General features: G+C 37.8%; 23 protein-coding genes and 1 riboswitch. Of the genes, 21 read left to right on the top strand and 2 right to left on the bottom strand.

Annotation, left to right across the window (positions count from 1 at the left end; all coding sequences use genetic code 11):
- The first annotated feature begins 1 nt into the window (after position 1).
- The 4 genes from AB3I34_RS02965 to AB3I34_RS02950 all read left to right on the top strand — a co-directional run bounded on the left by AB3I34_RS02965 (position 2) and on the right by AB3I34_RS02950 (position 4521).
- Positions 2-994: a thiamine pyrophosphate-dependent dehydrogenase E1 component subunit alpha gene (locus AB3I34_RS02965; RefSeq protein ID WP_025189383.1), complete on the top strand. Its 993-nt coding sequence runs from the start codon at positions 2-4 to the stop codon at positions 992-994.
- A gap of 21 nt (positions 995-1015) precedes the next feature.
- Positions 1016-2002 (top strand): alpha-ketoacid dehydrogenase subunit beta, encoded by a 987-nt coding sequence (locus AB3I34_RS02960; RefSeq protein ID WP_085444247.1) that lies wholly within the window; start codon positions 1016-1018, stop codon positions 2000-2002.
- Positions 2003-2025: 23 nt separating this feature from the next.
- The gene (locus AB3I34_RS02955) at positions 2026-3324 is read left to right on the top strand and encodes a dihydrolipoamide acetyltransferase family protein (protein ID WP_010712487.1); all 1299 of its coding nucleotides are present in this window, start codon (positions 2026-2028) and stop codon (positions 3322-3324) included.
- A gap of 144 nt (positions 3325-3468) precedes the next feature.
- Complete coding sequence (locus AB3I34_RS02950) at positions 3469-4521, top strand: PTS sugar transporter subunit IIC (RefSeq protein ID WP_002384478.1); 1053 nt, start codon at positions 3469-3471, stop codon at positions 4519-4521.
- An 8-nt stretch (positions 4522-4529) separates the two neighbouring features.
- Here AB3I34_RS02950 and AB3I34_RS02945 read toward each other — a convergent pair whose 3' ends face one another.
- Positions 4530-5420, bottom strand: coding sequence for a LysR family transcriptional regulator (locus AB3I34_RS02945; protein ID WP_002357478.1), 891 nt, complete (start codon positions 5418-5420; stop codon positions 4530-4532).
- A 177-nt stretch (positions 5421-5597) separates the two neighbouring features.
- Here AB3I34_RS02945 and AB3I34_RS02940 point away from each other — a divergent pair, with 177 nt between their 5' ends.
- The 12 genes from AB3I34_RS02940 to AB3I34_RS02885 all read left to right on the top strand — a co-directional run bounded on the left by AB3I34_RS02940 (position 5598) and on the right by AB3I34_RS02885 (position 18599).
- Entirely contained in the window at positions 5598-6539 is a 942-nt protein-coding gene (locus AB3I34_RS02940; protein ID WP_002374778.1) for a 2-dehydropantoate 2-reductase, read from the top strand.
- 275 nt (positions 6540-6814) lie between these two features.
- Positions 6815-7666 carry a ribosome biogenesis GTPase YlqF gene (gene ylqF, locus AB3I34_RS02935; protein WP_002357480.1) on the top strand — a complete coding sequence of 284 codons (852 nt, stop codon included), beginning with the start codon at positions 6815-6817 and terminating at the stop codon, positions 7664-7666.
- Position 7667: 1 nt separating this feature from the next.
- Positions 7668-8435, top strand: coding sequence for a ribonuclease HII (locus AB3I34_RS02930; RefSeq protein ID WP_010820847.1), 768 nt, complete (start codon positions 7668-7670; stop codon positions 8433-8435).
- 60 nt (positions 8436-8495) lie between these two features.
- Positions 8496-9359 (top strand): DNA-processing protein DprA, encoded by an 864-nt coding sequence (gene dprA, locus AB3I34_RS02925; protein WP_002382350.1) that lies wholly within the window; start codon positions 8496-8498, stop codon positions 9357-9359.
- A gap of 90 nt (positions 9360-9449) precedes the next feature.
- On the top strand, positions 9450-10103 hold the full coding sequence (locus AB3I34_RS02920; protein ID WP_010817316.1) for a CPBP family intramembrane glutamic endopeptidase: 654 nt from the start codon (positions 9450-9452) through the stop codon (positions 10101-10103).
- 184 nt (positions 10104-10287) lie between these two features.
- Positions 10288-12366, top strand: a complete 2079-nt coding sequence (gene topA / locus AB3I34_RS02915; RefSeq protein ID WP_002357484.1) for a type I DNA topoisomerase — start codon at positions 10288-10290, stop codon at positions 12364-12366.
- 107 nt (positions 12367-12473) lie between these two features.
- Positions 12474-13781, top strand: a complete 1308-nt coding sequence (gene trmFO, locus AB3I34_RS02910; RefSeq protein WP_002357486.1) for an FADH(2)-oxidizing methylenetetrahydrofolate--tRNA-(uracil(54)-C(5))-methyltransferase TrmFO — start codon at positions 12474-12476, stop codon at positions 13779-13781.
- 211 nt (positions 13782-13992) lie between these two features.
- Entirely contained in the window at positions 13993-14892 is a 900-nt protein-coding gene (gene xerC, locus AB3I34_RS02905) for a tyrosine recombinase XerC (protein ID WP_085444248.1), read from the top strand.
- 28 nt (positions 14893-14920) lie between these two features.
- Positions 14921-15469, top strand: coding sequence for an HslVU peptidase proteolytic subunit (gene hslV / locus AB3I34_RS02900; RefSeq protein WP_002357489.1), 549 nt, complete (start codon positions 14921-14923; stop codon positions 15467-15469).
- 14 nt (positions 15470-15483) lie between these two features.
- The gene (gene hslU, locus AB3I34_RS02895; protein ID WP_262231343.1) at positions 15484-16887 is read left to right on the top strand and encodes an ATP-dependent protease ATPase subunit HslU; all 1404 of its coding nucleotides are present in this window, start codon (positions 15484-15486) and stop codon (positions 16885-16887) included.
- 20 nt (positions 16888-16907) lie between these two features.
- Positions 16908-17690, top strand: a complete 783-nt coding sequence (codY, locus tag AB3I34_RS02890) for a GTP-sensing pleiotropic transcriptional regulator CodY (protein ID WP_002357492.1) — start codon at positions 16908-16910, stop codon at positions 17688-17690.
- A 33-nt stretch (positions 17691-17723) separates the two neighbouring features.
- Positions 17724-18599, top strand: coding sequence for an aldose 1-epimerase family protein (locus AB3I34_RS02885; RefSeq protein ID WP_002363997.1), 876 nt, complete (start codon positions 17724-17726; stop codon positions 18597-18599).
- Positions 18600-18640: 41 nt separating this feature from the next.
- Here AB3I34_RS02885 and plsY read toward each other — a convergent pair whose 3' ends face one another.
- On the bottom strand, positions 18641-19270 hold the full coding sequence (gene plsY / locus AB3I34_RS02880) for a glycerol-3-phosphate 1-O-acyltransferase PlsY (RefSeq protein WP_002360243.1): 630 nt from the start codon (positions 19268-19270) through the stop codon (positions 18641-18643).
- Between the two features lie 194 nt (positions 19271-19464).
- A riboswitch (cobalamin riboswitch) is annotated at positions 19465-19636 on the top strand.
- Positions 19637-19753: 117 nt separating this feature from the next.
- On the opposite strand from plsY, the gene AB3I34_RS02875 reads away from it, so the two are divergent.
- From AB3I34_RS02875 to AB3I34_RS02855, 5 genes are all read left to right on the top strand, one after another.
- Positions 19754-20782 carry an ABC transporter substrate-binding protein gene (locus AB3I34_RS02875; protein WP_002384486.1) on the top strand — a complete coding sequence of 343 codons (1029 nt, stop codon included), beginning with the start codon at positions 19754-19756 and terminating at the stop codon, positions 20780-20782.
- Complete coding sequence (locus AB3I34_RS02870; protein WP_262231342.1) at positions 20775-21782, top strand: iron ABC transporter permease; 1008 nt, start codon at positions 20775-20777, stop codon at positions 21780-21782. Before AB3I34_RS02875 ends, AB3I34_RS02870 begins: the two co-directional genes overlap by 8 nt.
- Positions 21779-22546, top strand: a complete 768-nt coding sequence (locus AB3I34_RS02865; RefSeq protein WP_002357498.1) for an ABC transporter ATP-binding protein — start codon at positions 21779-21781, stop codon at positions 22544-22546. The genes AB3I34_RS02870 and AB3I34_RS02865 overlap by 4 nt, the downstream gene beginning before the upstream one ends.
- Before the next feature lie 140 nt (positions 22547-22686).
- Complete coding sequence (locus AB3I34_RS02860; RefSeq protein WP_002363995.1) at positions 22687-23130, top strand: EutP/PduV family microcompartment system protein; 444 nt, start codon at positions 22687-22689, stop codon at positions 23128-23130.
- A complete protein-coding gene (locus AB3I34_RS02855) occupies positions 23127-23708 on the top strand; it encodes a cob(I)yrinic acid a,c-diamide adenosyltransferase (protein WP_002408470.1) in 582 nt (193 codons plus the stop codon). The genes AB3I34_RS02860 and AB3I34_RS02855 overlap by 4 nt, the downstream gene beginning before the upstream one ends.
- Positions 23709-23717: the final 9 nt, after the last annotated feature.

The raw sequence follows: 23717 nt of genomic DNA, 5'->3' as shown, positions 1-23717 counted from the left end.
GATGAAAATGAAAGCGCTTAAAAAATCAGGTTTATCAAAAGAAGAATTGATTCAGGCATATCGTGAAGTACTAAGAGGACGTCGTTTAGACGAACGGTTGTGGCAATTAACAAGGATTGGTAAGACCTCTTTCAATATTTCTGGTCAAGGGGCAGAAGTTGCACAAGTAGCGATGGCGATGGCTTTTGATCCTCAAAAAGATTATTTTTTACCGTATTATCGTGATATGACCGCGTGCTTGGTTTGGGGCATGACCTCCAAAGATATTTTAATGGGTTCTTTTGGAAAAGAAGCGGATCCTTCTTCCCATGGTCGTCAAATGCCGAATCATTATGGTTCAAAAGAGCATAATATTGTTTCCTTCTCTTCAACAGTAAGTACACAAATGCCATTAGCGACAGGTGTTGGTTATGCAGCGCAACTTCAAAAAGCTGATTTTGTTGCATTGGCCACCACTGGGGAAGGCTCTGCCAATCAAGGAGAAGTCCAAGAAGCTATGAACTTTGCAGGCGTAAAAAAATTACCAGTCATTTTTGTTGTTGAAAATAATGAATATGCGATTTCTGTCCCAATTGAAGAACAGTATGCCAATAAACGAATGGCCGATCGCGCGAAAGCTTATGGCTTTGAAGGTGTGACCGTTGATGGTAGTGATTTTACTGCAGTCTATCTAGCATTTAAAGAAGCAGTAAAAGCGGCTCGCGGGAAAAAAGGACCAAAATTGATTGAATTAATGGTTTCTCGCTTGACTTCTCATTCCGCTGATGATGATCAATCTGTTTATCGTTCAAAAGAAGAAATTGAAGAGATGAAAAAGAACGATGCAGTGAAGCTTTTTGAAAAACAATTATTAGAAGAGGGCTATTTAACAGACGAAGACATTGCCAAAATTGATGAAGAAATTCGTGCAGAAATCAATCAAGCAACGGATGAAGCAGAAGCAATGCCAGATCCTGTACCGACATCAATTTTAGAAGAAGTGTATGCAAAATAAGAGAAGAGGAGAAGAAATATAATGGCTGAGATGACTTATTTAGAAGCAATTAACTTAGGAATTTCTGAAGAAATGGCTCGTGATGAAAAAGTAGTTATTTTTGGGGAAGATGTCGGGGGCGACAAAGGCGGCGTGTTCGGTGTAACAAAGGGCTTGGCTGCTAAATACGGTGACGAGCGTTGTTTTAATACACCGTTAACAGAAGGCTTAATTGGTGGTTTAGCTGTCGGCTTAGGTTTAATGGGCTATCGCGCAATTGGTGAATTTCAATTTGCGGATTACATTTTGCCTGCAACCAATCAATTGTTATCAGAGGCTCGGACAATGCGCTATAGAACAAAAGGCGATTGGACTGCGCCGATCGTTTATCGGACCCCTTATGGCGGCGGTGTTCGTGGTGGGCTGTATCATTCTCAGTCTACAGAAAAAGTTTTTTGTGGACAACCAGGATTAAGAGTTGTGACCCCCTCTAATCCTTATGATGCAAAAGGGATGATTAAAGCAGCGATTCGTTCCGATGATCCAGTCATTTTTTACGAACATAAGCGTTTATATCGTTTACTAAAAGATGAAGTGCCTGCAGATGATTATATCGTACCAATTGACAAAGCCAATGTCGTTAGAACGGGTAGTGATTTAACCGTGATTAGTTACGGCATGACCTTGCAATTAGCTTTAGCTGCGGCGGAAAAACTAGCCGCTGAAGGAATTGATGCCGAAATCGTCGATGTTCGCTCGTTATATCCTTTAGATCGCGAAACATTAGTGGCTGCAGCTAAGAAAACAGGGAAGGTCTTACTCGTAACAGAAGACAATAAAGAAGGCAGCGTGATGAGTGAAATTGCGGCAATGATTTCAGAAGATTCTCTCTTTGATTTAGATGCACCGATCCAAAGACTTGCAGGACCTGATTGTCCAAGCATGCCTTATGCATTACCTTTAGAAAGAGAATTTTTAATCAATGAAGAGCAAGTATTAGCAGCAATGAAAGAATTAGCAGAATTTTAATTGAAGCAAGGAGGAAAAAATAAATGGCCACAAAAGAAATCAAAATGCCTCACCTAGGCGAAAGTGTCACAGAGGCAGCCATTGTTCAATGGTTAGTTAAACCAGGGGATTCAGTGAAACGCTATGATCCCTTAATGGAAGTCGTTTCTGATAAAGTCACCACGGAAGTCCCATCAGATTTTGATGGCGTAGTAAAAGAATTTCTGATTTCTCTAGATACAGATGTGCCTATCGGAACAGCGGTGATGACGTTAGAGACAGAAGAAACAACCGCAGAAACAGAAGTAGCTACTTTAGCACCAGTGAAAGAAGCAAGTGCGGAACAAACACAAGAACATGAAACCGCTGCAACAACAAGTACTGCGACGCCCCATCAAAAAAATAATGGTCGTTATTCCCCAGCAGTCCTTAAAATTGCCCAAGAAAAAAAGATTGATTTAACACAAGTTACAGGGACAGGTCGTGATGGTCGAATTACTAGAAAAGATGTTACAAACTTTACACCAACACAGGCAAGAACACCTGAGCAAGCAGTGAGTCCAGGAACTAGCCCTTCAATTTCAGAGGAGCCAGTTGCTTCGCAAAATGAAAGCGCCGCAATAGCTAGTCCAACTGAAACAACCACAGATAAAATTGTCTCTGCAGATCCTGTACGTAAAGCAATTGCTAAAAAAATGGTCCAAAGCGTCAACGAAATCCCTCACGCTTGGTTAATGGTGGAAGCGGATGTGACCAACTTAGTCCAACTTAGAAATTCATTAAAAGATGAATTTAAACAACAAGAGGGCCTATCTCTAAGCTTCTTCCCATTTTTTGCCAAAGCAGTCATTCAAGCGTTAAAGAAAAATCCAAAAATCAATACATCTTGGGATGATGGCTCAATTATTTATCATAAAGATGTTAATTTATCCATAGCTGTAACGACAGACGAGCATCTTTATGTGCCAGTGATTCAACAAGCGGATAACTATTCGATTGCAGGGCTAGCTAAAGAAATCAATCGCTTGGCACAAGAAGTCCGACAAGGAACGCTGGCAAGCAAGGAAATGCAAGGAGGGACCTTTACTCTTAATAATACTGGAACACTAGGTTCCGTCCAATCGATGGGAATTATTAACCATCCACAAGCTGCGATATTACAAGTAGAGTCAATTAATAAACGCCTTGTGCCAACCGCAGATGGAGGCTTTAAAGTGGCAGATATGGTTAATTTATGTCTTTCTATTGATCATCGAATTTTAGATGGACAACAAGCAGGTAAGTTCTTGCGAGATGTTAAAGATAATTTAGCGAAATATAATGCGGATACGGATGTTTATTAAAAAATCGTTTCTTGCTTAAGTTGAATAAAAAGCGCCTCAAAGAAATAAGCGCTCTTCTTTGAGGCCGCTCTTTATCTAACAGAAAGTTCAATCATTCTCAAACTTATTCTAAAAAAATAAAAATAATCAATAGGAGTGTGGAAAATGCCCACTGATAAACTGGATGCTCAATTAACCCCAAGAATATTTTTTAACAAAGTGTTAGCTGGAACAGCTTCCGGCACCATTATCGCCTTAATTCCCAATGCTGTATTAGGAGCCATTTTAAAATATTTTGCAGAATACAAGATTATCGAAATGATTATTCATGCGGCGCAAATTTTCCAACTAGCCACCCCTTTAATTATTGGTGGACTGATTGCTTTTCAATTTGGCTTAACGCCACAGAAAATGATGATTGCTGGCGGTGCAGCATTTGCTGGTTCTGGCGTGATTAAATTTAATTCAGAAGTGAAAGGCTTTATTGGTGCAGGCACTGGTGACATCATTAATATTATGATTACCGCTTCTGTTGCAGTCTTACTTTTATTAGTCATCGATAAAAAATTCGGTTCAGTGGAAATCATTGCTTTACCGATTGTTGTTGGAGTAGGTGCAGGTTTGTTTGGCATGTTGATTTACCCATATGTGACACAAATCACGGTCGCCATCGGGAAAGTGATTAACAATTTTACTGATTTTCAGCCAATTATCATGAGTATTTTAATTGCTTGTTCATTTGCTGCACTGATTATTTCGCCAATCACTACTGTGGCAATCGGTTTGGCGATTCAGTTGAATGGCTTGTCTGCAGGTGCTGCTGCAATGGGAATTGCAGCCACAACTGTTGTTCTTGTGATTAATTCTTGGAATGTCAACCAATCGGGAGTGACGTTGGCTGTCTCTTTGGGCGGCATGAAAATGATGATGCCTAACTTATTTAAATACCCAATTATTTTAATTCCTTGTTTATTTACAGCGACTATTTCAGCAATTCCTGTGGTTCTATTCAACATTTCAGGAACCCCACAATCGGCTGGATTTGGCTTGGTTGGACTCGTGGGACCACTTGCTTCATTGGATGCGGGCTTAGGGATCTTACCCTTACTCTTTTCTTGGTTTGTTGTTCCAATTGTCGCAGGTTTGTTCTCGAAATTCTTATTTGAAAAAGTGTTGAAACTTTATGATAGTAAAGTCGTCTTTGCTTATCAAGGCTAGATTATCCATTAATTTTCTTTAATGATTTGGATAAAATCTCTAACATCTTCTGTCATACTAAAATCGCGGCGCAAAGCAATGCCGATGGGGAAATAGTCAAACTTATCTTTTAAAGGAATCCATTTCAGTCCCTGACTTTTTCCCACTTCATAATATTCAATCGGCAGCAAACAAATCGAATTATTTTTTTGCAAACTATAAAGAAGTACTTGTAAATCATCGTTATGCAAAATGATATTCGGCTCATAACCGAAGCTCCGAGTTCGGTCTAGTAGTAGGCGACCAATCATAAAATTATCACTTAACGATGAAAATCGTTGATCTTTCAAATCTTTAAAAGTTAATTTTTCATATTGGGAGAGAGGATTTGATTCTGGTACCACGACATAAACATGGTAGCCTTTGGTAGTCGTTTCTAAAGGTTCAATATGAATAATTTCAGGTAAGGTATTTGGGAAAGAAATTAGTCCCATATCAATTTCTTTATTTGCTAACATCGTTTGTAATTTTGGCGAGCCATCTTGCTGTAATATTAAATTCACATGTGGATGGGTTGTTAAAAATCGTGAAATTTCTTTCATAAATTGTACAGCAAATAAAGTAGTTAACCCTAAACGCAATTGCTTTTTAACTGGTTTCTGGTTCATTTCACGAATATCTGTTACCAATTGATCGAATTGAAAAACAACTTCTTGGCCATGTTCATATAAATAAACACCAGTATCGGTTAATTGAAACGGTTGATCAGAATGGTCAAACAAGGCTGTACCTAACTCAGATTCCATTTTTTTCAATGCTAAAGAAAGTGTTGGTTGGGTGACAAATAAATTGCGAGCGGCCGCCGATAAACTGCGGGTATTAACAATTTCAATGAAGTACTTTAAAAGCTGAATATTCATCAGAAACTCCCCTTCTTTTTTAAAAGCGCTTACATAAAAGCGCTTGGATAAAAAATAACAAATAGATCACTTATAATATAACATATGTATTGCCTTTTTATGGTTATAAAAGTAAGAGATAGAGATTTTCTTAGCAGATTTTTACCTAAAAATAAAAAATTGAATGGAGGAAAAGAAATGAAGATTATTATCGCAGGTGCTGGCGCTATGGGCAGTCGCTTTGGACTAATGTTACATCAAGCAGGAAATGACGTTATTTTTGTTGATGGTTGGCCAGAACATATTGAAGCAATAAGAAAAAACGGGTTAGTTGCTGATTTTAATGGCGAAGTGGTGACCGCTAAAATTCCTATCTATCCTCAGACAGAAGTAGCAAGCATCGATTTTACAGCAGACTTAGTTATCTTATTTACAAAAGCAATGCAACTGGAAGGAATGCTTGAAGCATTAGAACATTTCCTTAATAAAAATACGAAAGTTTTATGCTTGTTAAATGGAATTGGGCACGAAGATATTATCAAAAAATATGTGCCTTACGAAAATATTTTATTAGGAAACACAATGTGGACCGCTGGGTTAGAAGGACCGGGTAAAGTAAAATTATTTGGCAATGGTTCGATTGATTTACAAAATTTAGGAGCGCAAAGTGAACAAGCAGCAGAAGCAGTCATTAAGGTATTAAATAACGCTGGCTTAAATGCACGTTATTCTGAGAATATTTTATCATCCATTTATAAGAAGGCTTGCGTAAATGGAACAATGAATGGTTTATGTACTTTGTTGGATTGTAATATGGCAGACTTTGGCGAAACAGAGCAAGCAGATCAAATTGTTCAACAAATAGTTAATGAATTTTTAGCAGTCGCTGAAGCGGAACAAGTTACGTTAGATAAACAAGCAGTCCTTCAACAAATCCGCTCGTGTTATAATCGAGAAACAATTGGTCTGCACCATCCATCGATGTATCAGGACTTAATAACCAATCATCGTTTAACCGAAATTGATTATATCAATGGAGCAATTGTTCGCAAAGGGAAAGCCTATGGGATTGCTACACCGTACTGTCAGTTTTTAACAGAGTTAATTCATTGTAAAGAAAATTTACTTCATGCTAAATAACAAGTAAAAACAGAAATACTCTTGAGTCGGGCTTGAGAAGAGCTTGACCTACTTCTTTCTATACTTTGCCAGTGTACAAGGCTGAGACAAAATCCAAAGTGAGTTTTTCTCAGCTTTTTTGTTTTTTAAAGAACACTACAGAAAATAAATCAAATCCGTGAAAAATATGTTAAACTAGAGAAGGTGTTTTTTCGCAAGAATCTACGCGGAACACAGGACTCGTTGAAGAATTGAATCAAAGAAACAATGTGTTAAAGAAGGGATTTGAACAGATTATGACCATTCAATGGTTTCCCGGCCATATGGCCAAAGCAAGAAGAGAAGTTTCGGAAAAAATCAAATATGTCGATATTGTATTTGAACTAGTTGATGCGCGGTTACCGCTTTCTTCCCGTAACCCAATGATGGACCAAATTGTCCAACAAAAACCACGATTAGTCCTTTTAAATAAAGGGGACTTAGCAGATAACGACCAAAATAAAAAATGGCAACATTACTTTCAAAAGAAAGGATACCAAACCCTAGTCATCAATGCCCAACAAAATAAAGGAATCAATAAAATTGTGCCAGCAGCCAAGGAAGCGTTAAAAGAAAAATTGGCTCGTGAACAGGCGAAAGGCTTGAAACCGCGTGCGATTCGCGCAATGTGTATTGGGATTCCCAACGTTGGTAAGTCAACTTTAATGAATCGTTTAGTCGGAAAAAAAATTGCGCAAACTGGGAACAAGCCAGGCGTGACAAAAGGACAACAATGGTTACGCTCTGGTTCCCAATTGGAATTACTGGATACACCAGGAATTCTCTGGCCAAAATTTGAAGATGAAGAAATTGGGAAAAAATTAGCTTTAACTGGCGCTATAAAAGATCAATTATTGCATTTAGATGATTTGGCGATTTATGGATTAGAATTTTTTGCACGTTTTTATCCGCAACGTTTGACGGAACGATATGGTTTAACAGAGGAAGAGCTATTTTTACCTGCCCCAGAACAGTTGATGTTAATTAGCCAAAAACGTGGTTTTAGAGATGATTATAATCGAGCCAGCGAAATGATTATTTTAGAAATTCGCAGTGGAAAATTAGGTACGTATACTTTGGACCGCTGGGAAGAACTAGGAGACGAATAACATGGCAAAAGAGTCGATTCAGGCAATCAAAGAAGCGTTGTTAACTGTCACTGAAGCAACCGATGAACGATTAGCAAGCTGGCGAAAAGATGAACGTTCAGGAGTACAACAAGCTATCAAACAATGGGAACGTCGCCAGTTAGCCAAAGAAAAAGAGTGGCAACTTTTTAAAGAAATGAGTCAATTTGAGGAAGCGGCCTATAAAAAAGGCCATCGTTTAATTGCGGGAATTGATGAAGTAGGCCGCGGACCATTAGCTGGTCCTGTTGTGACAGCTGCAGTTATTTTACCGAAGGATTGTCAATTATTAGGCTTAAATGATTCAAAAAAGCTATCTGCTAAAAAACGGGAAACGTTATATAACCAGATTCAAGAACAGGCTGTCGCTATCGGGTTAGGTATCGCTGATCAAGGAGTCATTGATCAAATTAATATTTATCAAGCAACTAAACAAGCGATGAAAATGGCAATTGACGATTTAGCTTTTACACCAGATTATTTATTAATTGATGCAATGCAGTTAGACGTTCCCCAACCACAAGAAAGTTTGATTAAAGGGGATGCACGCTCCATTTCGATTGCAGCAGCCAGTATTATTGCAAAAGTAACAAGGGATCGATTAATGGAAGAATATGATGAATTATATCCTGGATATGGATTTAAAAACAATGCAGGCTATGGAACAAAAGAACATCTTCTCGGGTTAGAAAAATACGGTGTAACACCCATTCATCGACGTACTTTTGCGCCAATAAAAGATATGATTTAAAAATAAAACACTTTTTTTACGTATTCTTATTTTAAGAAGATGTGAAAGAGGTGTTTTTTGTTGGAAATTTTACAACGACAATTATTATTTAAATTAGCGGTATGCCAAGGAATTGGCAATTTAGGGATCTTAAAAGTGTTACAAGAAGCTATCGCACAAAAGCGTGTTGATTTTTCCAGTACAGAAATTATTAGAATCGCTGAAATCAAGAAATATCGTGAATTATTTGAACAATCTTGGTTACACCATACGATTCATAGTGAAGCGTTATATATACGACAATGCCAACACCAATTTATGACAATTTTAGATGCCGTCTATCCTAAATTATTACGAGAAATTTATAATCCACCAGCAATTCTTTTTTATAGAGGAAATTTACAATTGTTAAGCAGAAGGAAAATTGGCATCGTCGGCGCTCGCTATGCCACTTCATATGGGTTAAGAGTGACTGAAGCTCTGGTTCCTAAAATAGTCAAAGAAGGATTCACAATCGTCAGCGGTCTTGCCAAAGGTATTGATAGTCGTAGCCATGAGATGGCCATCCAGAACGGGGGCCAGACAATTGGAATTTTAGGCACTGGATTAGATGTATATTATCCGTATGAAAAGAAAGAATTACAGCAAACTATGAAGCAGAATCAGCTTGTTTTAACAGAATATGTGAATGGGAGTGGGCCGAAAAAATATCATTTTCCTGCACGTAATCGTATTATTGCTGGATTATCTTTAGGGGTCTGCGTGATGGAAGCTCGTAAGAATAGTGGCTCTTTAATTACTGCACAAGCGGCGATGGATTACGGGCGCGAGGTATTTGCCGTACCGGGAAGTATTTTCCAGTCTTTTTCAACAGGTTGCCATGAATTAATTCAGGACGGCGCTAAATGTGTTCAGACAATTGATGATATCTGTGAAGAATTGTGACTTTTACTAATTGTGAATTGACAACCTACGTTCACTTCGGTACTATTTAATCAGATTTTAATCTTTTGGTTGGTAGTTAGGAGTGTCTAAATGGAAACGGTTGTTAGAAAAAGATGGTTGTTTGGTATGCAGCTACTGGGCTTTTTGATTTTGGATCAAATTCCTTTGATGATGGTCTCAGTTGTTCAAGTTTCTACAGAAAATTTTTTGTTTCGCTTTGTTAGTGGATTAGTGGCTGTTGGACTTGGTGCCTATTTCGTCTATCTATTTGTTGCTTTTTTGAAAAAGAAAAAGCTCATAACTTGGACTTTTTTAGGAATCAAAGAAACCTTGCCAGTGGTCTTGTTAGGTTTGGTGATAATCTTTTGTGTGGGAATATTTGGTGATTTCTTATTACGTCTGGAAGGACTAGAGACGACCTCTAACCAACAAAGTGTTGAAGAAATTGTCCAATCTATTCCTAAAGGGCTTATACTTATTTTTGCAGGTGTGATTGGGCCAATTTTCGAAGAGGGAATTTTTCGTGTCGGGATTCAAGCGTTTTTCAAGCCAGCTTCAAAAATAGGAATACTCGTTTCTTCTATTTTATTTGCACTTGTGCACACGCCCACAGATATAGGTAGTTTTATTATTTATTGGGGCATGGGTTTAGCTTTAAGTTGGGTCTATCTACGCACGGGTCGCTTTGAAGCTGCTGTCTTGACTCATTTTATTTGGAATGTTATAGGTATTTTAATGCTTTAGGATAAAATCTATAAATCATAGGCATTTTTTATTTATAAATTCGGACAGTCAAACAGAAATGACAGAAATGTTAGAAAGCCTAGTCTTGACAAACCTATTCTATTTAGCATATGATGTATTACGATTTGTGCGTTTTTTACATATATTATATAGTAGGAAAGCGAACGCGAAAGGAGCTAATTGAATGGCCTATAAGTATCTCGTGATTGTAGAATCACCTGCCAAAGCCAAAACAATTGAAAAATATCTAGGAAGAAACTACAAGGTGGTTGCCAGTGTTGGTCACATTCGCGATTTACCAAAAAGTAAAATGGGGATTGATATTGAAAATAATTATGAACCTCATTATATTTCGATTCGTGGAAAAGGCGACGTTATCAAAAGTTTAAAAGCGGCTGCAAAAAAAGCTGAAAAAGTCTATCTCGCAGCCGATCCGGACCGAGAAGGTGAAGCAATTGCTTGGCATTTAGCTTATCTTCTTGGCCTTGATTTAAAAGATAAAAACCGCGTGGTATTCAATGAGATCACTAAAGAAGCGGTAAAAGCGGCATTTAAAGAACCTAGAACCATCAACGTTGATTTAGTTGATGCACAACAAGCACGGCGCATTTTAGACCGTTTAGTTGGATACTCGATTAGTCCTATTTTATGGCGTAAAGTCAAAAAAGGTTTGAGTGCTGGTCGTGTGCAATCTGTTGCTTTAAAAATGATTATTGATCGAGAAAATGAAATTCGAGAATTTAAACCTGAAGAATATTGGAGCATTGATGGGAATTTCCAAAAAGGTCGCAAGAAATTCAAAGCAAATTTCTGGGGCGTAGATGGTAAAAAGAAAAAATTACCAAATGCAGAAGCGGTGAAAGAAATCACTTCTCGGATTGACGGTAAAGATTACGATGTTACAAAAGTTGAGAAAAAAGAACGGAAACGTAATCCTGCATTACCTTTTACAACCAGTAGTTTACAACAAGAAGCGGCACGTAAATTAAATTTCCGTACCCGTAAAACCATGATGGTTGCGCAACAATTGTATGAGGGAATTGCTTTAGGGAAACAAGGCACTGTGGGGCTGATTACCTACATGCGTACAGACTCAACCAGAATTGCCGATTCCGCCAAAGCAGAAGCTGCTGAATTCATTGAAAAGACCTACGGAGATGAGTTCTCAGCACATGGCGGCCGCAAAGCAAAAAATACGCAAGGTGCACAAGATGCCCATGAAGCGGTTCGTCCATCAAGCGTTTTAAGAACACCTGATGAAATGAAGAAGTATTTAGATAAAGATCAATTAAAATTATATACTCTTATTTGGTCGCGCTTTGTTGCTAGTCAAATGACACCAGCGATTTTAGATACCATGAAGGTCACGCTTCAACAAAACGGCGTAACGTTTATTGCCAATGGTTCCAAAGTGAAATTTAAAGGGTTTATGCAAGTATATGTTGAAGGACGCGATGATGGTAAAGAGGACAAGGAAAATATTTTACCTGAATTAGTGGAAGGTGACGTTGTTAAATCGGTCGATATCGAACCGAAACAACACTTTACTCAACCACCGGCTCGTTTTAGTGAAGCCACGTTAATCCGGACTTTAGAAGAAAATGGTGTGGGCCGACCATCAACGTATGCGCCAACATTAGAAACCATTCAACGGCGTTATTACGTGAAGCTAACCAATAAACGGTTTGAACCAACGGAATTAGGTGAAATTGTGAATTCCCTAGTTTCAGAGTTTTTCCCACAAATTGTCGATACACATTTTACAGCGACAATGGAAACGGACCTAGATAAAGTCGGTGAAGGCCAAGAAAAATGGGTTGAAGTTGTCGATCGCTTCTACAAGCCCTTCGAAAAAGAATTAACAAATGCCGAAGAAAAAATTGAAAAAATCCAAATTAAAGATGAACCAGCAGGCTTTGACTGCGAACTGTGTGGACATCCAATGGTGATTAAGCTGGGTCGCTACGGAAAATTTTATGCATGTAGTAATTTCCCAGATTGTCGGAATACAAAAGCGATCGTTAAAGAAATTGGCGTGACGTGTCCTGTGTGTCACGAAGGACAAGTTATCGAACGCAAATCAAAGAAAAATCGAATTTTCTATGGCTGTAGTCGGTACCCAGAGTGTGACTTCACTTCTTGGGACAAACCAGTAGGCCGACCATGTCCAAAATGTGGGCAATATTTAGTAGAGAAAAAAGTTAAAGGTGGCAAACAAGTCGTTTGTATCAATGGCGATTATGAAGAAAACGTCCAAAAATAAGAAAAATTGAGACCGAAGAATTTACTTCGGTCTTCTCTTTTAGTAAAATGAATTGAGTTTGTAAGAGACAGCTCTTAACTTCTTGACATAGAAAGGAATTTTTATACATGACAAAAAAAGTCACAATTATTGGTGCCGGTTTAGCCGGAAGTGAAGCGGCATGGCAAGTGGCCAATGCTGGCGTACCAGTTGATTTATATGAAATGCGCCCTGTCAAAAAGACACCAGCGCATCAAACAGAAAATTTTGCAGAGTTAGTTTGTTCTAATTCATTACGTGGAAATAGTTTAACCAATGCGGTAGGTGTTTTGAAAGAAGAAATGCGCCGTTTAAATTCAATCATTATTGGTAGTGCAGATCAAACCGCTGTACCAGCTGGCGGCGCCTTAGCAGTTGACCGTGATTCTTTTTCTGAAACAATCACTGAAAAAATTAAAAGTCATCCATTAATTACAATCAAAAATGAAGAGATCACCGATATTCCAGAAGGGATTGTAATTATTGCAACGGGTCCCTTAACTTCTGAAAGCTTATCACAAAAAATTCAAGAATTTAATGGTTCTGAAGGCTTTTATTTTTACGATGCAGCAGCACCAATTATTGATAAATCAACAATTGACATGGATAAAGTTTATTTAAAATCTCGTTATAACAAGGGAGAAGCGGCTTACTTAAACTGTCCGATGACTGAAGAAGAGTTCAATGCTTTTCATGAAGCGCTAGTCAATGCAGAAGTGGTTCCTTTACGCACGTTTGAAAAAGAGAAGTTTTTCGAAGGCTGTATGCCCATTGAAGTAATGGCGCAACGTGGCATTAAAACCATGTTGTTTGGCCCGATGAAACCTGTCGGACTAGAAGACCCTAAAACAGGTAAACGCCCTTATGCTGTAATTCAATTACGTCAAGACAATGCTGCAGCTTCTTTATACAATATTGTTGGTTTCCAAACGCATTTAAAATGGGGCGAACAAAAACGAGTATTCCGTATGATTCCGGGATTAGAAAATGCTGAATTTGTTCGCTATGGCGTCATGCACCGTAATAGTTTTATGAACTCTCCAGAGTTGCTAAAACCAACCTATCAATCAAAAAAACGTGACGATCTGTTTTTTGCTGGACAAATGACTGGTGTTGAAGGATATGTTGAAAGCGCGGCAAGTGGTTTACTCGCAGGTATTAACGCAGCTCGTCTTGCCAAAGGGGAAGAGCCGATTGAATTCCCTCGCGAAACGACTTTAGGAAGTATGGCTTATTATATTACACATGCAGAAGGCAAACATTTCCAACCAATGAATGCAAACTTTGGGCTTTTCCCAGAGTTACCTGAACGAATTCGTGACAAAAAAGAACGCTATGAAGCGATTGCTAATCGGGCCTTAGATGTTCAAGCTCAAGTTATCCAATCTTTAGACTAAATTAGAAAAAATATGAGAAAAGACCGAGCATCATTGCTGAGAAATGCGATGATACTCAGTCTTTTAATTTTTAGAAAAAAATAACAAAAGCTAAAGAATAGTTAAAATTGTGAACATATTTAGAAATATTGATTAAATTCTGACAACTTAATTGTCTTTTGAAAAAGGTTATGCTAAAGTTACTTTGTAATCGAATGAGGAGGGCTATCACATGGAAGAAAAGAATTGGCCTGAGTTATTTGCTCGTTATCTTATTGTCGAAAGAGGCTATTCAGAAAAAACAAAAAAAGCATATCAAGAAGATATACAACATTTTTTTTCGTTTTTAAAGACTTCAGGTAATGACAATTATTTGACTGTGGAACATTTGGATGTTCGGGCTTATTTGAGCGAATTATACGATCAGGAATATAGCCGCAATTCGATTAGTCGAAAAATTGCCAGTTTGCGTTCTTTTTATCAATTCTTATTAAAAAATGAAGCAATCCAAGAGAATCCTTTTTCTTATGTTCATATGAAAAAGAAACAGTTACGGTTGCCCCGTTTTTTTTATGAAAAAGAAATGGATGCATTATTTGAGAGCGCACAAGGGGAGCAACCGCTTGATTTGAGAAATCAAGCGTTGCTAGAAGTTCTGTATGGGACTGGCATTCGGGTCAGTGAATGTGCGAACTTAACGGTGGACGCAGTTGACTTTCAAGCTTCTGTTTTATTGGTTCACGGAAAAGGAAATAAAGATCGCTATGTGCCTTTTGGTTCATTTGCACAAGACGCCTTAAAGGATTACTTAGCGAGTGGCCGCGCGCTATTAATGACAAAATATCAAAAAAAACATCCGTATGTCTTTGTTAATCATCATGGTGAACAAATCACGCCAACAGGGATTGAATACGTCTTAAACCAACTAATTAAAAAAAGTTCATTAAATGCGGAAATTCATCCCCACATGTTACGCCATACATTTGCGACACATTTATTAAATAATGGCGCCGATATGCGGACAGTTCAAGAATTATTAGGACATGCTAATTTATCAACAACTCAGATATATGCGCATGTGACAAAAGAAAGTTTACAAAAAAATTATCGAACGTTTCATCCTCGTGCATAATGGAGGTAAACGTCTAGGAGGAACAACAATGGTTGAATCACAATTTCACTCTACAACAATTTGTGCAGTCGAAAAAGATGGAAAATTTGCAATGGCTGGTGACGGCCAAGTAACAATGGGCGAATCTGTCGTTATGAAAGGTACGGCCAAAAAAGTGCGCCGTATTTACAATGATGAAGTCGTTGTCGGTTTTGCAGGAAGTGTGGCAGATGCCTTTACATTAGAAGAAAAGTTTGAAGGAAAATTAAATGAATACAACGGAAACTTAACGAGAGCTGCGGTTGAGTTAGCCCAAGAGTGGCGTACACAACAGTCTATGCAAAAATTAGAAGCTATGCTGATTGTGATGAATAAGGAAGAAATGCTCTTAGTTTCAGGAACTGGGGAAGTCATCACACCAGACGATGGTATTTTAGCGATTGGTTCTGGCGGTAATTTTGCTTTGTCCGCTGCAAGAGCCATGAAAAACTTTGGTGATAAAGAAATGCCAGCGAAAGAGATTGCTAAAAATGCCTTAAATATTGCTGCAGATATCTGTGTATTTACGAATCATAATATCATTGTAGAAGAATTATAAGCGAGGGAAAATCCATGAATGAATTAAACAAAACACCAAAAGAAATAGTCAAAGAACTAGATCAATATATTGTTGGACAGCAAGCTGCCAAAAAATCAGTGGCGGTAGCTTTACGTAACCGCTATCGTCGCTTGCAATTAGAAGAAAATATGCAACAAGATATTACGCCTAAAAACTTACTAATGATTGGACCAACAGGTGTTGGTAAAACTGAGATTGCTCGTCGTCTCGCAAAAATTGTCAATGCGCCTTTTGTAAAAGTTGAAGCAACCAAATTTACAGAAGTAGGCTATGTCGGTCGGGATGTCGAATCAATGGTTCGGGATTTAGTAGAAAATGCGATCCAAATTGTTGAAAAACAACAATACAGTCGCGTGTACGCGCAAGCGTTGAAAAAGGCCAATCAACGTTTAGTCAAAGTATTAGTGCCTGGAATTAAAAAAGAACAAAAACAGGCTGGCGGTAATCAATTTGAACAAATGATGAACATGTTTAACATGGCTCAGCAACAGCAAGAAGCACAAGAAGAAGTAACGGAAGATATTCGAACGAATCGCCGAACAATTTTGGAACAGCTGGAAAAAGGTCTATTAGATAATCGTGAAGTAACAATTGAAATTGAAGAACCGAAGAAAACGATGCCAGCTATGAACAACGGCCTAGAACAAATAGGTATCGACTTAAATGAAACGTTAGGTGCTCTGTCACCAAAGAAAAAAATCGAACGTACTGTAACGGTGAAAGAAGCACAAGAATTATTAGTGAAAGAAGAATCAGCAAAAATTGTCAATGACGCTGATATTCATAGTGAAGCGATTCGTTTAGCTGAATCAAGCGGAATTATTTTTATCGATGAGATTGATAAAATCACCTCTAAAAGTCAACAAAATTCGGGCGAAGTCTCTCGTGAAGGAGTACAAAGAGACATTTTGCCGATTGTTGAAGGCTCTCAAGTTAACACGAAGTATGGTCCTTTACAAACGGATCACATTTTATTTATCGCTTCAGGTGCTTTCCACTTGTCAAAACCAAGTGACTTGATTCCAGAATTACAAGGCCGCTTCCCAATTCGAGTTGAATTAGATGATTTAACGGCTGATGACTTCGTAAGTATCTTAACTGAGCCAAACAATGCTTTAATTAAACAATATGTAGCATTAATTGGCACAGAAAATGTTTCAGTCATCTTTACAAAAGAAGCAATTGAACGGTTAGCACACATCGCTTATGATGTAAACCGTGATACAGATAATATTGGGGCGCGTCGTTTACACACAATTTTAGAACGTTTATTAGAAGATTTATTATATGAAGCACCAGATATGCAAATGGGTGAAATTACGATTACCGAAGCATATGTCAATGAAAAATTGAATGACATTGTTCAAAATGAAGATTTAAGTCGTTACATCTTATAAAAAAGGCTGGAGGAGAAAAGATGGCTACATTATTAGAAAAAACACGTCAAGTGAACGAGCTTTTGCAAAAAAACAATCTGTTTGACGTACAAGCAGAACTTCCGTACAACAAAATGGCAATGATTTTAGGGGATATTTTAGAAAGCAATGCGTATATTATTAGCAGTTCAGGGGATTTGTTGGGGTATACTGAAAAATTAGATGTTAATAATGCCCGTATCAAAAATATGTTTAAAGAGAAAAAATTTCCTCAAGGATACACCGAGGCCGTGGATATGCTCAAAGTAACCGAAGCCAATATTCCAATAGACAGTGATTTAACTGCATTTCCTTTTGAATCACGAGAGCTGTATCCGTTTGGGTTAACCACTATTGTGCCTTTGTACGGTGCTGGCAAACGCTTGGGTACGATTATTTTAGCGCGTGTTGAAAAATCCTTTAACGAGGATGATTTAGTGTTAGCTGAATATAGTGCGACCGTTGTCGGCATGCAAATTTTGTATCATCAATCCAGAACAATTGAAGCAGAAGTTCGCAGTGCGACTGCCGTGCAAATGGCCATCAACACTCTTTCCTATAGTGAATTAAAAGCCGTCCATGCTATTTTTGAAGCCTTAGATGGCGAAGAAGGTCGTTTAACTGCTTCAAGTATTGCAGATGAAATAGGCATTACTCGTTCCGTAATTGTGAATGCCTTAAGAAAATTAGAATCAGCTGGAATTATTGAATCACGTTCTCTTGGTATGAAAGGGACTTATTTAAAAGTGTTAAATCAACAATTTATTAAAGAGTTGGAAAAATAAGCAATTGCTCGTATCAACTAGGAGGACAACGCAATGACTGTACAAATTGAAAATGAATTTCTAATCGCAACATTTGCTGAAGAAGGAGCAGAATTAGTAAGTTTACAATCAAAAGAAACCGGCATTGAATATATTTGGCAAGGAAATCCTGAATTTTGGGCCCGCCATGCGCCCGTACTTTTTCCGATTGTTGGTCGTCTAAAAGAAGATACGTATATGTACCAAAATCAAGCGTATCATTTAACTCAACATGGTTTTGCTCGTGATCAAGTATTTGATGTGATTGAAAAAGGTGGAGAAGAAGTTTCTTTTTCACTAAAATCAACAAAAGAAACCAAGAAGAAGTATCCTTTTGATTTTGAACTAGTGATTACTTATACATTAGAACACCAAGAATTGACTGTAAACTACCAAGTAGAAAATACAGGGAAAGAAGAGATGTATTTTGGGATTGGTGGTCATCCAGCCTTTAATGTACCTTTAGAATCTTCACTAACGTTTGAAGATTATTATCTAAGTTTTTCACCTAAAAAATCACGGACACAAATTCCCTTAGCAGGCCCGTTTATTGATTTAGCGAATAAAACGCTAGCCCAAACGAATACCAGCTTTGACTTAACGCATCAATTATTTGAAAATGATGCAATGATTTTTGAAACAAAAGGTCAAACAGCAATTACGATTGCCACAGACGAAAGTGACCATCAAGTCACTTTGAGTTATCCAGAAATGCCTTTTGTGGGGATTTGGTCACCGACACCGAAAGAAGCGCCTTTTGTCTGTATCGAACCTTGGTGTGGGATTGCTGATGCTGTCGACGCAACTGGCCAACTTGCTGAAAAATTTGGCATCAATAAGTTACCAGCTAACGAACTATTTAAAACACAGTATATGATTAGTGTAAAATAAAGAAAAAGGCTGTGAACATTATTTGTTCACAGCCTTTTTCTTTATTTTTTTGCACGTAAGCCAAAAGAAAGGCGACTTTCTGTTCCATTTTTAATTCGCTGAATGTTTTCACGATGACGGACAAAGATAAAAGTAGTCAAAGCAATCGCAATCACGGTTAATAACCAGTTAAATGTTGGTAAAATAGCTGGGACAGTGAAAGGCAAAATAATAGTAGAAAGTGTAATTAGTACAGCGCTAATCATACTTGTTAAACTCACCATACTGGTTAGATACAGACAAATCACAAAAATAAGAGCAGAATAAATAAAAAATGTGGGGCTGTATGCTAATAACATGCCAGCGCTAGTGGCTACGGCTTTACCACCTTTGAAATTGGCAAAAATAGGGAAGGTATGCCCTAAAACAGCGGCTACCCCAAAGAAGAGCGGGTTCACGCCTTGTAAACCAAACAAATAGGGTAATGAAGTGGCTAACGTTCCTTTCAAGATATCCATTAATAATACCGTAATTCCGGCAGGTTTCCCTAAGACACGAAATGTATTGGTTGTTCCTGTATTCCCACTTCCAAATTGGCGTATATCTTTTTTAAAGAAAAGTTTGCCAATCCAAACACCTGAGGGAATCGAACCTAATAAATAGGCAACAAGTAACAAAATGACGATTTTCATCAAGTTAACCTCTTTCTTATTCAAACTAGGATTTATTTTATCATGAATAGAAAAACGGAACAACGTCTAATAACTAAAACAAGAAAAGTTTTTCTTTTGCTTGAGGAAGCGTTGACAAATGGTTGATAACCGTTATAATAAATGTGTGTCATTAGACAAAGACGTCTAATCACTGGTTTGAAAATTAGTTATCAACGAAGATACAATATATATGTACTTATGAAGTGTCAGGGAAAGAGGTGCGAATCCTCTACAGACCTACCTACTGTATGGTGGATGAAACCAATAAGACCACAGATTATTCTGGAAGGATTGGGAGTAAGAAGAAGCTAAGTCAGGATACCGGCTTGATAAGTCTAATCATTCTTTTGTAGGAAAAAGAAGGGGCTTTGAAGATAACTGGCTGAGTATATCATTAGCATAGTTAAGTGACTGCTTTTTTTCTATTGGAGAAAAAAGTGGTTTTTTTGTATTGTTTTGACGTTGAGACAAAGGAGGTTCATTTCAGAAAATTTTCCCCAAAATAAAATAGACGAATGCGAGGATGAAAAAATGAAAAAATTTACTTTAACAATGATGACTTTAGGTTTAGTAGCAACACTTGGCTTAGCAGGGTGTGGCAAACAGGAAAAGAAAGCAACTACCTCTTCTGAAAAAACAGAAGTAACGTTACCAACCAAAGACCGTAGCGGCAAAGAAATTACTTTACCCAAAGAAGCAACCAAAATTATTTCCCTAGTACCATCAACAACAGAAGTGATTGAAGACTTAGGTAAAACCGACCAATTAATCGCAGTTGATACTCAAAGTAGCACAATGATGACTGATTTAAAAAAATTACCACAAATGGATATGATGGCTGTCGATGCCGAAAAATTGATTGCCTTGAAACCACAAATTGTTTATGTGAATGACATCAATTTAGCTAGCTCAGAAAGTGTTTGGAAACAAGTGGAAGATGCTGGAATTACAGTCGTTAACATCCCCACTAGTACAAGTATCAAAGCAATCAAAGAAGACGTCCAATTCATCGCGGATAGCTTATCTGAACATGAAAAAGGACAAAAGTTAATCAAAACAATGGATCAAGAAATCGACGAAGTAGCCAAAATTGGTAAAACCATTAAAAAACCAAAAACTGTTTTGTTTGAAGTGGCTGCCTTACCAGACATTTATAGTTTTGGTAATGGGACATTTTTAAATGAAATGATTGAAACAATTGGGGCAAAAAATGTTTTGGCAAATGAAAAAGGCTGGTTACCAGTGACAGAAGAAGCGGCCATTGCTGCAAAACCAGAAGTCATTTTAACCAATGTTAACTATATGAAAGATCCCGCCAAAGAAATTTTAGCTCGTAAAAACTGGGAAAACGTTCCTGCAGTTCAAAACAAAGAAGTTTTCGAAATTGATAACATGTCTAGCTCTTTACCAAATAACCACATTACCAAAGCATTAAAACAAATGGCAAAAGCTGTTTATCCAGAGGAATACAAGGATTTAAAAGATGAGTAAAAAAACGTGTCTCATACTGATGCTCTTGATCAGTATGAGCATGCTCTTTTTGGGTATTAAAATTGGAAGTGTTCAGATTTCGTTAACGGATTTGCTTCAAATTTTAGTGAAAAAGACGGTTTCAGAAGACGGGATTTTAGAGGGAATCATCTGGAATGTTCGGTTACCGCGTGTCGTGATGGCCTATCTCGTGGGCGCAGGCTTAGCAGTAAGTGGCACGGTGATGCAATCGCTCTTAGGTAATCCTTTAGCTTCTTCGTATACTTTGGGCGTATCAGCGGGAGCATCCTTAGGCGCTGCGTTAATCATGGTAACTGGAGTAACTGCTTCGATCTTAGGGGCATTTTTATTGCCTTTAACTGGTTTTATCTTTGGCTTAGCAACGGTCTTTTTAGTTTTGTTATTTACGCAAACAATTGATAGTCAAATGTCCAATCAAACAGTTGTTTTAGTAGGAATGATTATGACCTTATTTGTCGGTGCTATTTTGACGTTGATTACAGCACTTTTCCAAGATTATTTGAAACAATTAGTCTTTTGGCAAATGGGTAGTTTTTCTGGCAGTAATTGGCAAAAAATTGCTATTTATTGTCCAATCTTGCTTGTCAGCAGTCTGTTTCTTTGGTTTGATGCCAACGCATTGGATGTTCTCGGTTTAGGAGAAGAACATGCGATGTTAGCGGGAGTAGAAGTCAAAACAGCAAAACTACGCATTATTCTTTTGGCTAGTTTATTAGCAGGAAGTGCGGTTTCATTTGTCGGTGTGATTGGTTTTGTTGATTTAATAGCACCACATATTGTCCGTCGCTATTTAGGGGCGACTCATCGCTGGCTGATTCCCGGTTCGGCAATTTTAGGTGGGACCATCATGGTAATAGGGGACACAATTGCTCGCACGATTTTATCACCAAGAGAAATTCCCATCGGGGCCGTAACAGCCTTGATTGGAGCGCCATTCTTCTTGTATATTTACTTTAAAAAAAGGGGCGTTGCTGCATGATTGAATTAAAAAAAACAGCTGTAACACTCCAACAAACCCCCATTTTAAAAGATATTTCCCTCGTTTTTCCGACAGGTAGTAAAACTTGTATTTTAGGTCCAAATGGTTGCGGTAAAACGACACTTTTAAAAACGATTGCCGGACTTGTCCCTTATAGTGGTTCTGTTTTAATTGATGGTCAAGAAGTTCATGGACAAAAGCGGAAGGAATTGGCAACGAAAGTAGCGATGATGAGTCAATTCACGACAGTTGCTTTTGATTATACGGTTTACGAAACAGTTTTGATGGGGGCGTATCGACAACAAGCACAACGTTTTTTACCTATTGTTTCTAAGCAAGAAAAAGAACGAGTCCTTTATTATTTAGAACGCACGGGTTTATTGCCTTTAAAAGATAAAGTTGTCAATCAGCTTTCAGGAGGACAACAACAACGAGTATTTTTGGCTAAATTATTTGTACAAGATCCAGAAATTATTTTATTGGATGAACCCAATAATCATTTGGATATTCGGTATCAACAAGAATTGATTCAGCAGTTAAATGAGTGGAGTGCGCAAGAAGGGAAAACGTTAATCGGGGTGTTTCATGATATCCGTTTAGCGTTAACGCTAAGTGAAAAAATTGTGTTTATGAAGCAAGGGAAAGTGGCCGCGCAAGGTGATTTTCAAACGTTGGCTTCCAAAGAATTTTTACAAACAATTTTTGAAACAGATATTGTCTCCTATTTTCAGAAACAACATAAAGTTTGGGAAACTATTCAATAACTTTGACAAGTTTTTTGGAAACAGGTAAGATAAAGGCAAAGAATCAGAAACACAATGGCGTGTTTTAACAAATCGGCAAAGGAGCCCAAGACTAAGTACGTATGGTACTTGCTTTGGGCTCCTTTTTTATGGAGGTAGCGATGAAACGAATCATTTTAATGGGAGCTATCGGTTGTGGCAAAACCACGTTATGTCAAGCTCTGCAAGGCAAAGAATTAATTTATGATAAAACACAGGCGGTGGAATTTCATACAGAAATGATTGATACACCAGGCGAGTTTATTTTGCATCGGCAATATTATAATGCATTAAACGTCACAGCGGCAGAAGCAGATGTGATCGGTTTGGTCCAAAGTGCTGTAGAAACACAACAAGTTTTTTCACCAGGATTTGGTAGTATTTTCCCGAAAGAAATCATTGGTATTTTAACCAAGATTGATTTAGCACAAGATTCTCAGCAGTTAGAGATTGTTCGGCAACAATTAAAAAGTGCGGGTGCAACAAGAATTTTTGAAATTTCTTCTGTTGAAAAAATTGGCTTGCAAGAATTAGTAGATTATTTAGAGGAGGATGAAGCAGAATGAAAATTTATACAAAAACTGGCGATAAGGGAATGACGAAATTAGTCGGCAGCTCAACCGTCGCTAAGGATTCTGATCGAGTTGAAAGTTATGGAACAATTGATGAATTGAATTCTTGGGTCGGCTATATTATCAGCCAACTTCCCCAAGAAAATCAAGAAATTAAAGAAGAACTAGAAGCTTTACAACATTTACTTTTTGATGCGGGAACAGATTTGTCAACACCGATTGAAGCACAACGACCATTTAAATTACAAAAGGAAAGTGTGCATTGGCTAGAACAGCGGATTGATTTCTACACTGCACAATCACCAGATATTGATCGTTTTATTTTACCTGGCGGAACCTCAGCAGCCAGTATGGTTCATGTTGCTCGGACGATTGCACGGCGCGCAGAACGCATCATTGTGCGTTTAAATTGGACAGCCAAAATTAACGAAGAGGTATTAATTTTTACCAATCGTTTATCAGATTATTTTTATGCGTTGGCTCGCTATTTAAATGTTCAAGCACAACGACCTGATGTTTTTTATGAACGAAGCGAAAAGGTTTTCCATAAAATTAAAGAAGATGGATTGTAAACAGTTGCT

It is taken from the genome of Enterococcus sp. C102(2024), assembly GCF_040888205.1.
Classification (GTDB): Bacteria; Bacillota; Bacilli; order Lactobacillales; family Enterococcaceae; genus Enterococcus; species Enterococcus faecalis.
This window is presented reverse-complemented; position numbering and strand designations above follow the sequence as displayed.